16 protein-coding genes, 1 tRNA gene and 3 pseudogenes are annotated in these 12,981 nt (G+C 55.0%); 14 read left to right on the forward strand and 6 right to left on the reverse strand.

The annotated features are described in order from the left end of the window. Positions 1-63: 63 nt before the first annotated feature. The 3 genes and pseudogenes from GHN86_RS04870 to GHN86_RS23605 form a co-directional block, all read left to right on the forward strand. Positions 64-1,602, forward strand: coding sequence for a cryptochrome/photolyase family protein (locus GHN86_RS04870; protein WP_153380868.1), 1,539 nt, complete (start codon positions 64-66; stop codon positions 1,600-1,602). Further along, positions 1,599-1,733, forward strand: a complete 135-nt coding sequence (locus tag GHN86_RS04875; RefSeq protein ID WP_153380866.1) for a DUF2256 domain-containing protein — start codon at positions 1,599-1,601, stop codon at positions 1,731-1,733. Before GHN86_RS04870 ends, GHN86_RS04875 begins: the two co-directional genes overlap by 4 nt. A 26-nt stretch (positions 1,734-1,759) precedes the next feature. Then, positions 1,760-2,140: pseudogene (locus tag GHN86_RS23605) on the forward strand (LysR family transcriptional regulator); the annotation flags it as partial. Positions 2,141-2,149: 9 nt separating this feature from the next. On the opposite strand, the gene GHN86_RS04880 reads toward GHN86_RS23605, so the two are convergent. Beyond that, positions 2,150-3,079, reverse strand: coding sequence for a 2-hydroxyacid dehydrogenase (locus GHN86_RS04880; RefSeq protein ID WP_153380864.1), 930 nt, complete (start codon positions 3,077-3,079; stop codon positions 2,150-2,152). Then, positions 3,063-4,403, reverse strand: a complete 1,341-nt coding sequence (locus tag GHN86_RS04885) for an MFS transporter (RefSeq protein ID WP_153380862.1) — start codon at positions 4,401-4,403, stop codon at positions 3,063-3,065. Before GHN86_RS04885 ends, GHN86_RS04880 begins: the two co-directional genes overlap by 17 nt. A 242-nt stretch (positions 4,404-4,645) precedes the next feature. Between GHN86_RS04885 and GHN86_RS04890 the strand changes: the two are divergent. Continuing rightward, positions 4,646-5,391, forward strand: a pseudogene (locus tag GHN86_RS04890) (alkaline phosphatase family protein); the annotation flags it as partial. Positions 5,392-5,658: 267 nt separating this feature from the next. Here GHN86_RS04890 and GHN86_RS04895 read toward each other — a convergent pair. Continuing rightward, positions 5,659-6,108 (reverse strand): annotated as a pseudogene (locus GHN86_RS04895) (DNA adenine methylase); the annotation flags it as partial. Positions 6,109-6,304: 196 nt separating this feature from the next. Here GHN86_RS04895 and GHN86_RS04900 point away from each other — a divergent pair. Then, positions 6,305-6,856 carry a tyrosine-type recombinase/integrase gene (locus tag GHN86_RS04900; RefSeq protein WP_397462863.1) on the forward strand — a complete coding sequence of 184 codons (552 nt, stop codon included), beginning with the start codon at positions 6,305-6,307 and terminating at the stop codon, positions 6,854-6,856. 190 nt (positions 6,857-7,046) lie between these two features. On the opposite strand, the gene GHN86_RS04905 is transcribed toward GHN86_RS04900, so the two are convergent. Continuing rightward, a tRNA-Ser gene (locus GHN86_RS04905) sits at positions 7,047-7,137 on the reverse strand. A 129-nt stretch (positions 7,138-7,266) separates the two neighbouring features. Between GHN86_RS04905 and GHN86_RS04910 the strand changes: the two genes are divergently transcribed. From GHN86_RS04910 to GHN86_RS04945, 8 genes are all read left to right on the forward strand, one after another. After that, positions 7,267-7,938 carry a Bax inhibitor-1/YccA family protein gene (locus GHN86_RS04910; RefSeq protein ID WP_153379259.1) on the forward strand — a complete coding sequence of 224 codons (672 nt, stop codon included), beginning with the start codon at positions 7,267-7,269 and terminating at the stop codon, positions 7,936-7,938. 108 nt (positions 7,939-8,046) lie between these two features. Then, on the forward strand, positions 8,047-8,439 hold the full coding sequence (gene tusD / locus GHN86_RS04915) for a sulfurtransferase complex subunit TusD (RefSeq protein ID WP_153379362.1): 393 nt from the start codon (positions 8,047-8,049) through the stop codon (positions 8,437-8,439). Between the two features lies 1 nt (position 8,440). Further along, positions 8,441-8,803 (forward strand): sulfurtransferase complex subunit TusC, encoded by a 363-nt coding sequence (gene tusC, locus GHN86_RS04920; protein WP_323369351.1) that lies wholly within the window; start codon positions 8,441-8,443, stop codon positions 8,801-8,803. Continuing rightward, on the forward strand, positions 8,803-9,102 hold the full coding sequence (gene tusB, locus GHN86_RS04925; RefSeq protein ID WP_153379263.1) for a sulfurtransferase complex subunit TusB: 300 nt from the start codon (positions 8,803-8,805) through the stop codon (positions 9,100-9,102). The genes tusC and tusB overlap by 1 nt, the downstream gene beginning before the upstream one ends. Further along, positions 9,099-9,434, forward strand: coding sequence for a TusE/DsrC/DsvC family sulfur relay protein (locus tag GHN86_RS04930; RefSeq protein ID WP_153379363.1), 336 nt, complete (start codon positions 9,099-9,101; stop codon positions 9,432-9,434). Before tusB ends, GHN86_RS04930 begins: the two co-directional genes overlap by 4 nt. Further along, on the forward strand, positions 9,431-10,432 hold the full coding sequence (locus tag GHN86_RS04935; protein WP_153379265.1) for a glycosyl transferase family protein: 1,002 nt from the start codon (positions 9,431-9,433) through the stop codon (positions 10,430-10,432). Before GHN86_RS04930 ends, GHN86_RS04935 begins: the two co-directional genes overlap by 4 nt. Before the next feature lie 87 nt (positions 10,433-10,519). Further along, the gene (locus GHN86_RS04940; RefSeq protein ID WP_153379267.1) at positions 10,520-11,518 is read left to right on the forward strand and encodes a glutathione S-transferase family protein; all 999 of its coding nucleotides are present in this window, start codon (positions 10,520-10,522) and stop codon (positions 11,516-11,518) included. Positions 11,519-11,618: 100 nt separating this feature from the next. Then, positions 11,619-11,846 carry a YheU family protein gene (locus tag GHN86_RS04945; protein WP_153379269.1) on the forward strand — a complete coding sequence of 76 codons (228 nt, stop codon included), beginning with the start codon at positions 11,619-11,621 and terminating at the stop codon, positions 11,844-11,846. On the opposite strand, the gene GHN86_RS04950 is transcribed toward GHN86_RS04945, so the two are convergent. Together GHN86_RS04950 and GHN86_RS04955 are read right to left on the reverse strand one after the other, a co-directional pair. Beyond that, positions 11,843-12,046: a carbon storage regulator gene (locus GHN86_RS04950; protein WP_153379271.1), complete on the reverse strand. Its 204-nt coding sequence runs from the start codon at positions 12,044-12,046 to the stop codon at positions 11,843-11,845. The two genes, GHN86_RS04945 and GHN86_RS04950, sit on opposite strands and share 4 nt — an antisense overlap. 175 nt (positions 12,047-12,221) lie before the next feature. Then, complete coding sequence (locus GHN86_RS04955) at positions 12,222-12,554, reverse strand: YnfA family protein (RefSeq protein ID WP_153379273.1); 333 nt, start codon at positions 12,552-12,554, stop codon at positions 12,222-12,224. A gap of 200 nt (positions 12,555-12,754) precedes the next feature. On the opposite strand from GHN86_RS04955, the gene GHN86_RS04960 reads away from it, so the two are divergent. Next, positions 12,755-12,913, forward strand: coding sequence for a DUF3309 family protein (locus tag GHN86_RS04960; protein WP_314481981.1), 159 nt, complete (start codon positions 12,755-12,757; stop codon positions 12,911-12,913). Positions 12,914-12,981: the final 68 nt, after the last annotated feature.

Raw genomic sequence — 12,981 nt, forward strand, 5'->3', positions numbered from 1 at the left:
CCTATACAATAAATCTTAGCTGTATAAGTTTATTGCTCGTTTCAAAATCACTGGACTCTGTTGATGAAGATAACTCGCCGGCTACTCCCCGTTCTGGGTGACCAGCTATCTTTCAACCTCGCCTCATTGCAGGGGCTGGACACTAAAAGCGATACGGTGCTCTTGGCCGAGGTGATGGAGGAAGCCAGCCATGTCCCTCACCATCCGCAAAAGATCACTCTGATTTTTAGCGCAATGCGCCATTTCGCAGAGGCTCTACGACAGCGTGGAGTTCAGGTGCAGTACGTGACGCTCGATGATCCAGAAAATACGGGATCGTTGCCGAGCGAGTTACGACGCTGGCAGGCAGTCATGCAACCAGATGAAATACACATCACGGAGTGCGGAGACTGGCGCCTTGAGCAGTCACTCAAGGATTGTGGTTTAGAAATCCAGTGGCATTGTGATAGTCGTTTTCTCTGCACACGCACAGAGTTCTCCAGCTGGGCGAAAGGCAAGAAGCAACTGCGCATGGAGTTCTTTTACCGTGAGATGCGTCGCAAGAGCACATTACTACTTAATGGTGACGGCAGCCCCGTAGGCGGCGCTTGGAACTTTGATGCGGAAAATCGCAAAGCCCTGCCCAAGAACCTCAAGCCCCCAGCACCCGCCCGATTTACGCCAGACGCGATAACCCAGGATGTTCTTGCCTTGGTTGCAAAGCATTTCACCCGCCACTATGGGGCTCTTGACACATTCGACTACCCGGTGACCCACGCCGACGCCAAAGCCCTGTGGGACTACTTCCTCGACTGGGGCCTTGCGGCGTTCGGTGACTACCAAGACGCTATGGCCAGCGAAGAGCCTTTTCTGTTTCATGCAAGAATCAGCGCCGCGCTCAATATTGGCCTATTGGATCTTCGTCAGCTTTGCAGCGATGTGGAGTCAGCCTACTGGTCTGGCAGCGTTGCACTGAACGCTGCCGAAGGCTTCATCCGTCAACTGATCGGATGGCGGGAATACGTCCGAGGCGTCTACTGGCTGAAGATGCCTGAATATGCCGACGGAAATGAGTTCAGCAACACGAGGTCGCTTCCAGAATTCTATTGGACAGGCCAAACGAAGATGAACTGCATGCGCCAAGCCATCAACCAAAGCCTTCAGCATGCCTACGCTCATCACATCCAACGGCTAATGGTTACCGGCAATTTTGCTTTGCTCGCGGGTATCGCGCCGAGTCAACTATGTGAGTGGTACCTGGCAATCTACATGGACGCGTTCGACTGGGTGGAGTTGCCCAACACGCTTGGTATGGTCATGCATGCAGACGGTGGCTATATGGGGTCTAAGCCTTACTGCGCGAGCGGCCAGTACATCAAGCGCATGTCCGACTATTGTCGAGGGTGCGCCTACAAAGTGAGCGAAAGCACCACAGATGACGCCTGCCCTTTCAATGCTCTTTATTGGCACTTCCTGATGCGTCACAGCGACCGCCTGCGCAGCAATCACCGTATGGGCATGCTGTACAAAAACCTCGACCGGATGCCTGAATCAAAGCAGCAGGCGCTTTGGCAACGAGGACAACAGTTGCTCGCAAAATTGGATCACGGTGAGTCATTTTGAAAAAGAGTGAACTCCCGGTCAAAACTTGCATGACCTGCGGCCTTCCGTTCACTTGGAGGAAGAAGTGGGCACGTTGCTGGGATGATGTGCGCTACTGCTCGGAGCGCTGCCGACGCAATAAGCTTGCTTAATGCTGGGCAAAAAAAAGGGCCTAGAGTATGCCAAGTGCCTGGGCCTAGCGCAGATGCACTGGATCGGGCCGCGGGACGGGCCGGCCCTACAACTCAGGGACGCCCCCCTGCCTATTGCGCAGTGCTGCACCCGGGCGTTGGATACAGCCAATATCCCGTGGTGAATTGCCCTGACCAGCCCCAGCGTTGGTGGCCTCTGGACAGCTGTCGCTGGCGGGCTTGGGATAACCCTGCGTACCCGTATCGGACTGCCGGGCAATCTCAGGGTCATTGACGGTTTACCGCCAATGCCGACCATGGGTTATGTACTGCATGCAAGCGCCGAGCTGCAGTCACCTGCCATCAAACTCCAGGCTGACTTGATCAAAACCGGGCTGCCAGAATGGGCGCAAGGGCTCGCGCCATAAAATAGCAGTTCAAGCCGGGATCGGTGTTGGGTAGGCAGCATCGCTAAAATGCGCGGCCAGATTGGCCAGGGTCAGGTCGGACATCGCTCGACGCGTATCCCAGGTGGCACTGGCCATATGCGGCGCCAACAACACATTATCCAGCTCCAGCAAGCCGGGATGGGGCCGCGGTTCATCCTCGAATACATCCAGCCCGGCCCCCAAAAGGCGCCCCTGGACCAATGCACTGGCAAGCGCGGCCTCGTCAACCACGCTACCGCGCCCCACATTGATCAGGATGCCTTCACTGCCCAGTGCGGCGAGCACCTTGGCATCAACCAGGTGCCGGGTCGACTCTCCACCGCCCACGGCAATCAGCAGAAAATCCACCGCGGCGGCCAGTTCGGTCAACGAGGCGTAGTACGGGTAATCAACAGCCAGCGGACGACGCCCGTGGTAGCTGATGCGCATGTCGAACGCCGCCGCGCGCCGGGCAATCGCCATGCCGATCCGCCCCAGGCCAACGATGCCCAGCCGCGCCCCGCTGACCTTGCGGGTAAAGCCGAACGGACCTTGCTGCCACTGCCCGCTACGCACGAACTGATCGGCTTTGGCAATGCGCCGGGCAGTGCCGAGCATCAAGGTAATGGCGAAATCGGCCACATCATCGGTGAGCACGTCCGGCGTGTGCGTCACCACAATGCCCCGGGCCCTGGCAGCCGCCACATCGATACCGTCGTAGCCGACGCCGAACACCACGATCACTTGCAGGTCGGGCAGCCGCCCGATCAAGTCGGCCCGCACCCGCGACTCGCCATTGGCAACCAGAGCGCGGATCCCCCGGGCCTTTGACGCATCCAGTTCGCTGCCGCTCTCACTGCATTCCAATACTTCATATCGGGCATGCAAACCCTCGCTGAGCATGTCCGGCAAACGCGCAACTTTAAGCACTGTGAACATTTTCGTGGCCCTCCAGGATGGCGTCACGCATGATTTGGCGCTTGCGTTGACCGCCCAGATACAGGCCCAGCATGCCACCGACAAGTAAGGCGACGGCAACCATCAACAAGGCGTAGTCATAGCTTTGAGTGGTGTCCTTTATCCAGCCCATGACCGGGGGCAACGCAAGCCCTGTGATATTGGCGATGGAGTTGATCAAGGCAATTGAAACAGCAGCTGCAGGCCCGGACAGGTATTCGGTGGTGGTGGCCCAGAATACCGGAGTCGCCGCCCAGTTCAGGCCAACAGCCACCACCAGCATCACGTAGGCCAGCCACTGATTGCCGGTAAACACCGCAAGGCCCAGAATGCCCCCGGCCAGCAACAGCGGCCCCCCCAGGTGCCAACCGCGCTCACCGGTGCGGTCGGAATGACGGCCATTGGCGTACATAAATACGCAGGCCAGGAAAAACGGCATTGCCGACAGCAGGCTGACCACAAACGAACCCTGACTGGATACCGACTGCACGATCAGCGGCAAAAACAGGGTGACCCCGATGGTGCCGAAAGCCTGGAGCAACCAGAACAGACTCAGCAGCCACACCTGGCGACTGCGAAACGCCACATGCCAGGCATCCTTGTGCGAGATGACGGTGCTCGCCTGTTCGGCCTCGATGGTGCGGCTGAGCCAGGCTTTTTGCGCGCTGTCAAGCCAGTTTGTAGACGCCGGGGAGTCAGGCATGTAGCGCAAGACCACAATACCCAGCGCCACTGCAGGAATGCCCTGGAGAAAGAACAACCAGCGCCAGCCGTTGATGCCCAGCAAACCGTCCAGATGCAGAAAGGCACCCGACATCGGCAACCCGATCACCGACGCCAGAGCCGCGCCGATGTAGAACCATGACATGGCCTTGGCCCGGTCACTGCGCGGGTACCACTGCGACAGGTAGTAGATGATGCCGGGGGTGAAACCGGCTTCGGCCGCGCCCAACAACAGGCGCATGACGTAGAGCTGGTTAGCGCTCTGGATCAGGCTCATGCCAGCAGCAATGATGCCCCAGGTGATCATGATTCGGGCAATCCAGCGCCGTGCACCGACCCGGGTGAGGATGATACTGCTGGGCACTTCGAACAGAATGTAGGTGAGGAAAAACAGACCCACGCCGATGCCATACATCCGCACGCTCAGCCCGAGGTCGGCGTTCATGGTTAGCGCCGCCACCGAAATGTTCGACTTATCAATGTAAGCCACCATGTACAACAGCATCAGGAAAGGAATCAGCTTCAGATTGAGCGTCTTCATGGTGCTGGCATGCAGACAACTGTCCAGCGATGGACTTGTCATAGGGAAAACCTCTTGTTGTATTTATTTTCGGAACCCGACTGCCGCCAGATCCTTTGGCTTTGTCGAGACCATAAACCAGTCTCGACAACAGTTCAATATATGGCTTTGCAACCCTATATATGGGATGAGGTCTTCTTCCAGTTCTACTTGCTGCCACAGCGCGGTCACAATCCCCTGTTAGCTTCCGGCTCAATAATATTTTGTTATATCCGATCAGGTGCCCGTATGAGCGACCAGAAAGACCAGGACACCCGACTGCTCGCCAGACCAGCCGCCGTCATTTCCTTGAGTCCCAAATCGCCTCGCTACAAGGCGACGACCCCACCGGCACGCGCGTCAAACCGTTAGACAAATCCCCGGCCAGCGCCATGACCGCCGCCCCGCAGTTCGGCCCCAGCGCCCTCACCCCGGACTGTTTTGCCGTGAACACCATGCCTCGCTCTACTGGCCTACCTGGATCCGCGATCCCGAACATCCGAACAATTAAAACTTGATTTGCCCAGCGTGCTGGTGCCCCAGACCCACGAGCACATTGGCGACAAACTGAGCAAAAAGAACATCGACTGGGCCTGGTACACCGGTGCCTGGCAAGCCACCTTGGACCAGTTCAAAGACTCGGGCACCCTTTCGAAGATTCCAAACTTCCAGTACCACCACCAGCCGTTCAACTACTTCGTCCAGCAAGGTCCGCAAAACCCGCTCGAGCGCAGCAAGCGCCTGCGTGACGACGGCCTGGGGGGCTGGTGGGAGCACGTGACGCCGCCCAAAGGCGACCGCTGGGGTCCGGGTACACGAATCCCGGCGCTGATGGTCTCCCCTTTCGCTCGCAAATGGAGGCCACACGGTGTATGACACTGCCTCGATCCTGCGCATGATCACCCGGATGCATCAGTTGGAAGTGCTTGATGGCTTCAAGGCGCATGACGATGCGACGAAAAACCGCGGACAAACGCCCATGGGCGACCTGACCAATGCATTGAAGCTCTGAGACTGGCCAACTCCCACAGGGAGCACAGCAGATGTGTAGGAGCCTGACTTGCCAGCAACGCAGGCGACGCGGCTTTACTGTTAAACCGCGCTCAAATCATCGCTGGCAAGCCAGCTCCCACAGGAGGAGTGAATCGCCTCGGGTTTCGTGACGTAAGGTGACCGCTATTGGCCGATAGCAGCCAGTCGCTAGGGACTACAATCGGCCAAGTAAGGAAATAAGGGGGGCTCTGACAAAATCATAACGGCTGTACTTTGAAAAAAAATCCTAGCTAAAAAGCCCCCCCAGATCACTAGGCATCCAATTCATAACAATCAACTCCCCCGTCACCTCAGCCTTCGCCGGCTCCTGATTCGTGGTCGTATACCAAATCTCCGTCGTTTCAAAATAAAACCCTTCAAACACCCGCCGAATATCCGGGTGGTCATTGATACTGACCATCACCCTCCCCTTACAGCGCCGCATAAAGTCAGCCATGCGCTCATAATTCTCAAACGAAAACTCCACGCCATACCCGGCCGTCTGCCAGCAAAGCGGGTCCATGTAGTGAAAAGTATGCGGCCGGTCATATCGCTCTGCGCAGTCAAGCCACGGCAGATTCTCGATGTAGGTGCCAGACAACCGCTGCCATGCCACAGAGAAGTTTTCTTCGATGCGCAGCAGGTTGATTGCCGGGGCTGTTGTTGCGGTGCCAAAGGTCTGTTCTGAGACTTTGCCGCAGGCGGGTTTGATGGGTTTTTCATCGCTCAGGGCTCGGTAGTGGGCTTGGTCGCTGGCGGCCAGCCATTGTTCCAGTGCGCGGCGCTTGCCCTGCTCCGCCAGGATGAGTGTGGCGTTGGCATTGGCCCTGTCTCACATCTATAACTTTGCCCGCGAATGAGGGCTGACCGACAAAGAAAACCCGGCTGCGGGCGTGCGCAAAAATAAGGAAAACCTGCGTGCTTTCTATGCAAGCGTTGAAATCTGGAGCGCCGTGTACAAACTGGCCTTGCCCGAATTTCGTGACGCTATGGACTTGGCCTACCTGACAGGCCAACGTCCAGCAGACCTGCTTTTTATGCGTGCTGTCGATGTGGTTGATGGTTTCCTGCAAGTCGACCAGGGCAAAACAGCCAAGAAGCTGCGCATCAGGCTGAGCCATGGCGAAAACCTGAATCAGTTAGGCGTTCTGATCGAGCACTTGCTGGAGCAGCGTCGACGCTGGAGTGTGCGCAACCCGTATCTGATCATCACTGAGCGAGGGATGAAGGTAACGGCAGCCATGTTGCGACTGCGCTTTGATGACGCGCGACGTCAAGCCGTTAAAGAGACGCTTGAGTGTCAGGACACGACACTGGCCGAAAGCGTGCGCCAGTTCCAGTTCCGGGATATCAGGCCAAAGGCGGCGAGCGAGATTGACGATCTGGGAGACGCCAGCCGGTTGCTGGAGCATACGGACAAGCAGATTTACACAGTCTGTTTATAGGCGGGTTAGGGAGATTGTGGAGCCGACCCGCTAATTGGCGTCTTTCGAACTAGAAAAAATCATTTAGTCGACATCTGCGGTTGCGGAAACGATCCCAAAAGATGCGGAAACGATTGTCTCTGCGCAGAGGTTTTTCTTAAACCCCAGAAACAACAAAGCCCGCCAAAAGGCGGGCTCTGTCGATGTAATATGGCGGGAAACCAGGGATTCGAACCCTGGGTACGCTATTAACGTACGCCGGTTTTCAAGACCGGTGCATTCAACCACTCTGCCAATTTCCCGGATGCTGCTGTTGTTGCGGGCGCCATAATACCTGAATGAAACACGTTGTCAAACTCTCTTGATCCCTTGTTTCAGAGCCTCTGCTATGATCTTTGCTACTTAACATTTCCAAACACAGGAGTTTCGCTATGCGCGAACAGGATTACGCGGTTAATAACAGCGTGCAGGCCGAGCAGCTAGAGGTTAGCCGTGTCCTGCGCAACACTTATGGTTTACTGGCTCTGACCCTCGCTTTCAGTGGTGTGATGGCTTATGTCTCTCAACAGATGAGGGTCGGCTATCCCAATATTTTCGTCGTTCTCATTGGCTTTTACGGGCTGTTCTTTTTGACCAACAAGCTGCGCAATTCGGCTTGGGGTCTTGTTTCTGCCTTTGCCTTGACCGGCTTCATGGGCTTTCTGCTAGGCCCGATTCTCAACCGCTATCTGGGCATGCAGGGTGGCGCTGAAGTCGTCAGCTCCGCTTTCGCCATGACCGCGCTGGTCTTTGGCGGTTTGTCTGCCTATGTGCTGATCACTCGCAAAGACATGGGCTTCCTGGGTGGTTTTATCACTGCGGGCTTCTTTGTGCTTCTGGGCGCCACGCTGGCAAGTTTCTTCTTCCAGATCAGCGGCCTGCAACTGGCTATCAGCGCCGGTTTCGTTCTGTTTTCTTCGGTCTGCATCCTGTTCCAGACCAGCGCCATCATCCATGGCGGCGAGCGCAACTACATCATGGCAACGATTAGCCTGTACGTGTCCATCTACAACCTGTTCATCAGCCTGCTGCAAATTTTTGGCATCATGAGCCGCGATGACTGAGTAACCCGCTAGATGAAAGCCCGCTTCGGCGGGCTTTTTGTTGTCTGTTGCAAGCATCTTTGGACTTGTGGCTTTATCATTGCCAAAGATTTGCTGACAGAGCCTTCCATGAAACTTGCCATTGCCCTTTATTCGGCAGCCCATGCGCCCTCTTCTCGCCGAGCCCTGCGCTTTGCAGAGGCAGCGTTGGCGGGTGGGCACGAGATTGTTCGGTTATTTTTTTATCAAGACGGCGTTCACAGCGCTTCTAACAATAGTGTGACGCCGCAGGATGAACTCGACCTCGCACACCAATGGGCTGCGTTCGTCAGCAGCAACCAGCTGGACGGCGTGGTGTGTATTGCGGCCGCTTTGCGCCGCGGAGTGCTGAATGAAGAAGAAGCAGCACGCTACCAACGCCGAGCTATTAATTTGCATGCACCCTGGGAGCTGTCCGGGCTCGGCCAGTTGCACGATGCTATTCAGACGGCTGATCGACTGATCTGTTTTGGAGGGCCTTGAGGTGTCTAAATCACTACTGGTAATCAGTCGTCAGGCACCCTGGTCTGGCCCTGGCGCTAAAGAGGCTTTGGACATTGTGCTGGCAGGCGGCGCGTTTGATTTGCCCATTGGCCTGATGTTTATGGATGACGGCGTGTTTCAGCTGCTTGCTGAGCAAAATGCCGCCGCCCTTCAGCAAAAAAATATAACGGCTAATCTGCAGGCCTTGTCGATGTTTGGCGTCGATGATCTTTTTGTGTGCAGCCACAGCCTGACTGAGCGCGGTCTCTCAGCCACTTCGTTTGTAGTCGACGATGCTCAGCTACTTTCGCCAGAAGAAACACGCACGCTTATTGACCGCTACGACCAAGTGATCACCCTCTAATGTCGACCCTACACGTTCTGAGCCACTCCCCCTTTTCTGATACGCGTCTGGCTAGCTGCTTACGCATTCTGGGCACTCGCGACGCGCTGTTACTGTGTGGTGATGCGGCCTATGGCCTGCAGCCAAACACCGCCGTGTGCAAACTGCTTCAAGAAAATGTTGCTTCGCAGAGGCTTTTTATCCTTGAAGAAGACCTTCTAGCGCGCCATCTGGAGTGCCCTCAGTGGGCAACCGCTGTCGATTATTCCGGCTTCGTCCAGCTGTCAATTCAGTACGACAAGGTCAACACATGGCTATGAATGTACTCAACGTCAACGACAAAACCATTGAGCTGGATAAAGACGGCTATCTGGTTGATCTCAACGACTGGTCTACCGAGGTTGCCCAAGCGCTGGCCGAGCAGGCAGGTATTGATTTGAGCCGCGAGCACTGGGAAATTCTTGAGCTATTACGTGAGTTCTATCAGCAATTTGAGCTGTCTCCGGCCACACGCCCGCTGATCAAATACACCGCTCTCAAACTGGGCGCTGAAAAAGGCAACAGCTTGCACCTCAATCGCCTGTTTAACGGCACTCCCGCCAAACTCGCCGCCAAGCTGGCGGGCCTGCCGAAGCCGACCAATTGCTTATGAATCCCCCCACTGCTATGACGCTTGAAACGCCACCCGAACACCCTTTCGCGCAATTTGTACGCATTTTGGGCAAAGGCAAACGCGGCGCCCGCAATTTGACCCGAGAAGAAGCTCGTCAGGCGATGGGCATGCTGCTGGATGAAAAAGCTGAAGACACACAGCTGGGTGCGTTTCTGATGCTATTGCGGCATAAAGAAGAAAGCCCGGAGGAATTGGCCGGCTTTACCGAAGCCGTTCGCGAGCGTCTAACTGCACCCTCCATCCAAGTCGACATTGATTGGCCCACCTATGCCGGTAAAAAACGTCATTTACCTTGGTATTTGTTAGCGGCTAAATGTTTGGCCCAAAATGGCGTGCGTATTGTGATGCATGGGGGTGGCGCTCATACCGCAGGTAGGCTGTACAGCGAGCAACTACTCAATGATCTGGCTATTCCGCTGTGCCGTAACTGGCAAAGCGTGCAAGAAACACTCAGCAAAGACCATTTGGCGTTTATCCCGTTACAGGACTGGGCACCGCAGTTGCAACGCATGATTGATCTGCGCAATACCCTGGGCCTTCGCTCCCCGATTCACTCATTGGCTCGCATCCTCAATCCTTTAAAGGCTCGCTGTGGCCTGCAAAGCATTTTCCATCCGGGCTATCAAAGCGTGCACCGTGAAGCCAGCGGCTTGCTGGGCGATACCAGCATCGTGGTCAAGGGCGACGGCGGCGAAATTGAAATAAACCCCGATACCAACAGCCATCTGTACGGCACCACGGCAGGTGTTAGCTGGGACGAAGAATGGCCTGCACTGTCCGCACAGCGCCATGTAAAACCCGCCTCGCTGGATCCCGCACATCTCAAGGCTGTATGGCGAGGCGATGTTGAAGACAGCTACCCTCAACTGGCCTTGCTTTCAACCATGGCGCTTGCCTTGCGCGGGCTGGGAACGCCCCGTGAACAGGCTTTCGTATTAGCCAAAAGCTACTGGGACAACCGCGATAAATCGATTTAACTGATAACTAGCGCCCATGTTTTGCGCTTTTTGTTCGAACTCAGCCCACTAAACTGAGTTCCAACGAAAAATGCTACGGAGTACCTTATGGGTTTGTTAATCGATGGGCGCTGGCACGATCAGTGGTACGAAAGCAGCAAAGACGGTGCCTTCCAGCGAGAGCAGGCGCAACGCCGCAACTGGGTAACGCCTGATGGCTCGCCAGGCCCAACCGGAGCTGGCGGCTTCGCGGCCCAAGGTGGCCGTTACCATCTGTATGTCTCACTTGCCTGTCCTTGGGCTCATCGCACACTGATTATCCGCCAACTCAAAGGGCTTGAGTCGTTGATAGACGTCTCGGTGGTTAGCTGGTTGATGCTGGAAAACGGCTGGACGTTCGACAAAACCTTTGGCTCGACCGCAGACCCACTGGACGACTTCAGTTTCCTGCACCAGCGCTACACCCGTGATACGCCTGATTATACAGGGCGTGTGACCGTACCCGTGCTTTGGGATACTCAGCAACAGTGCATTGTCAGCAACGAGTCGGCCGACATCATTCGCATGTTCAACAATGCATTTGACGAGTTGACTGGCAACACACTGGACCTGTATCCGTCATCGTTGAGGACTGAAATTGACTACTGGAATGAGCTTATTTACCCGACACTGAACAACGGCGTTTATCGCGCTGGATTTGCTACATCACAATCGGCTTACGAACTGGCTTTCGACGATGTGTTTCGCGAATTGGATCATGTGGAAACACACCTTCAAGACAATCGTTACCTGGCTGGCCAACATTTTACTGAGGCTGATGTACGACTGTTCACGACACTGATTCGTTTCGATGCGGTGTACTACAGCCACTTCAAATGCAATGAACGACGAATAGCCGATTACCCGAATCTATCCAACTGGCTACGCGAGCTTTACCAATGGCCTGGTGTCGCCGCGACAGTAGATTTGGGCCACATCAAAGGTCATTACTACGCCAGCCACCGCATGATCAATCCTACGGGCATCATTCCAAAAGGCCCGGCTCAAAACTTTACAGCACCGCACAATCGTAACCGACTGCCCGGTCAAGCTATTTATCTCAGATAGCACCGCACGCCCTACAAATCGGGGCATGCAGAGTATTAAGACTGGCCGCACACGCCTGCGGCCAGTAGCATCGGATGCACTGATTACGAGAGTCCCGTCCATGCTTATTCCTTACGACCAACTTGAACCTGACACACTCACTCGTCTGATTGAAGACTTCGTGAGTCGAGACGGGACTGATAATGGCGATGACACGCCCCATGAAACCCGCGTGCTACGCGTGCGCCACGCGCTCAGCAAAGGTCAGGCAGTGATTTTCTTTGACCTTGAAAGCCAGCAGTGCCAACTGGTGCCCAAACACACTGTGCCCAAAGAGTTCTTTGATTAGGGCTCGCTCGAAGGTTTGCTCAACTGTTTGGCCGCCAGCTCGGCTTTTATTCGATCGTAAATTTCCGATCGGTGCACACCGATATGCTTTGGCACCTCGATTGCCAGCCTGACCTGCTTACCGTTAGTAGAAATAATACGCACGGTCATGCCTTGCCCCAGTGAAATCATTCCGCCGATGGTGCTAGTCAGTATCCGCATGGCCTTCATCTCAAGAGGTGACAGGCCATCAAGACTGCACGCGGCAAAACAGTGCTTCAATCCCTACAGGGCAATTCATCCAACACCTACACCAATGTGAAATTTTTCCTACAAGAATTAAGGAATAGCCCTGCTTTAAACTCAGAAAACATCTCATCGACAGCTAAAAACAACTCTAGGAAGAGGTAAATCGCGGGCCCAACAAAATAATCGTTGCCCCTGCGACACACAGGCCGAGCCCTATCCAGTCAGAGCTTAATGGTCGAATACGTTCAACCACGGCGAGCCACGCGATGGACGTTACAATGTAAATCCCGCCATAGGCTGCATAGGCCCGCCCCGCATAAACCGCTTCTACCTTGGTCAATAGCACGGCAAAAATCGCCAGACTGAACATCGCCGGTACCAGCCACCAGACGCTCTTGCCCTGACGCAGCCACATCCAAAATCCGTAACAACCGGCAATTTCAAATACGGCCGCCAAAAAAAACCAAATGTAGTTAAGCATGTGCGGCATCTCCGAATGTGCAGCGCGCAACCCTACTCGCGCCCCACGCCCGGATCAATACTGAAATCTTTTTGGGCGACGTTAAATAAAGTTGAATTATCCAGCATCAACAACAGTCGGACTATATAAGCACTGCTCAACTCATGTTCTTCAAGCGGTGCTCTAAACGCGTGACCTTGGCGGAACACATCAACAAGGAAATAATCATGACCACAATCCTTCTCATCATCCTGATCCTACTGTTAATCGGTGGCCTGCCTGTGTTCCCACACTCAAAAAGCTGGGGATACGGGCCGTCAGGCATTATCGGTGTTGTATTGGTTGTACTGCTGGTCTTGCTGTTACTCGGCAAAATATAGCGCTGGCGGCTTAAACCTCCGCGCAATAAAAAAGAGGCCAAAAGGCCTCTTTTTTATTGCTTACCGCC

The sequence above is a fragment of the Pseudomonas helleri genome (assembly GCF_009600315.1).
In the GTDB taxonomy this organism is placed as follows: domain Bacteria; phylum Pseudomonadota; class Gammaproteobacteria; order Pseudomonadales; family Pseudomonadaceae; genus Aquipseudomonas; species Aquipseudomonas helleri_A.

Bases quoted from the DNA above. Each gene is read 5' to 3' on its own strand.
- GHN86_RS04870 (WP_153380868.1), top strand. From the start codon at position 64: ATGAAGATAACTCGCCGGCTACTCCCCGTTCTGGGTGACCAGCTATCT.
- GHN86_RS04880 (WP_153380864.1), bottom strand. From the start codon at position 3,079: ATGTTCACAGTGCTTAAAGTTGCGCGTTTGCCGGACATGCTCAGCGAG.
- GHN86_RS04885 (WP_153380862.1), bottom strand. From the start codon at position 4,403: ATGACAAGTCCATCGCTGGACAGTTGTCTGCATGCCAGCACCATGAAG.
- GHN86_RS04910 (WP_153379259.1), top strand. From the start codon at position 7,267: ATGCGCGAACAGGATTACGCGGTTAATAACAGCGTGCAGGCCGAGCAG.
- tusD (WP_153379362.1), top strand. From the start codon at position 8,047: ATGAAACTTGCCATTGCCCTTTATTCGGCAGCCCATGCGCCCTCTTCT.
- tusB (WP_153379263.1), top strand. From the start codon at position 8,803: ATGTCGACCCTACACGTTCTGAGCCACTCCCCCTTTTCTGATACGCGT.
- GHN86_RS04930 (WP_153379363.1), top strand. From the start codon at position 9,099: ATGAATGTACTCAACGTCAACGACAAAACCATTGAGCTGGATAAAGAC.
- GHN86_RS04935 (WP_153379265.1), top strand. From the start codon at position 9,431: ATGAATCCCCCCACTGCTATGACGCTTGAAACGCCACCCGAACACCCT.
- GHN86_RS04940 (WP_153379267.1), top strand. From the start codon at position 10,520: ATGGGTTTGTTAATCGATGGGCGCTGGCACGATCAGTGGTACGAAAGC.
- GHN86_RS04945 (WP_153379269.1), top strand. From the start codon at position 11,619: ATGCTTATTCCTTACGACCAACTTGAACCTGACACACTCACTCGTCTG.
- GHN86_RS04950 (WP_153379271.1), bottom strand. From the start codon at position 12,046: ATGCGGATACTGACTAGCACCATCGGCGGAATGATTTCACTGGGGCAA.
- GHN86_RS04955 (WP_153379273.1), bottom strand. From the start codon at position 12,554: ATGCTTAACTACATTTGGTTTTTTTTGGCGGCCGTATTTGAAATTGCC.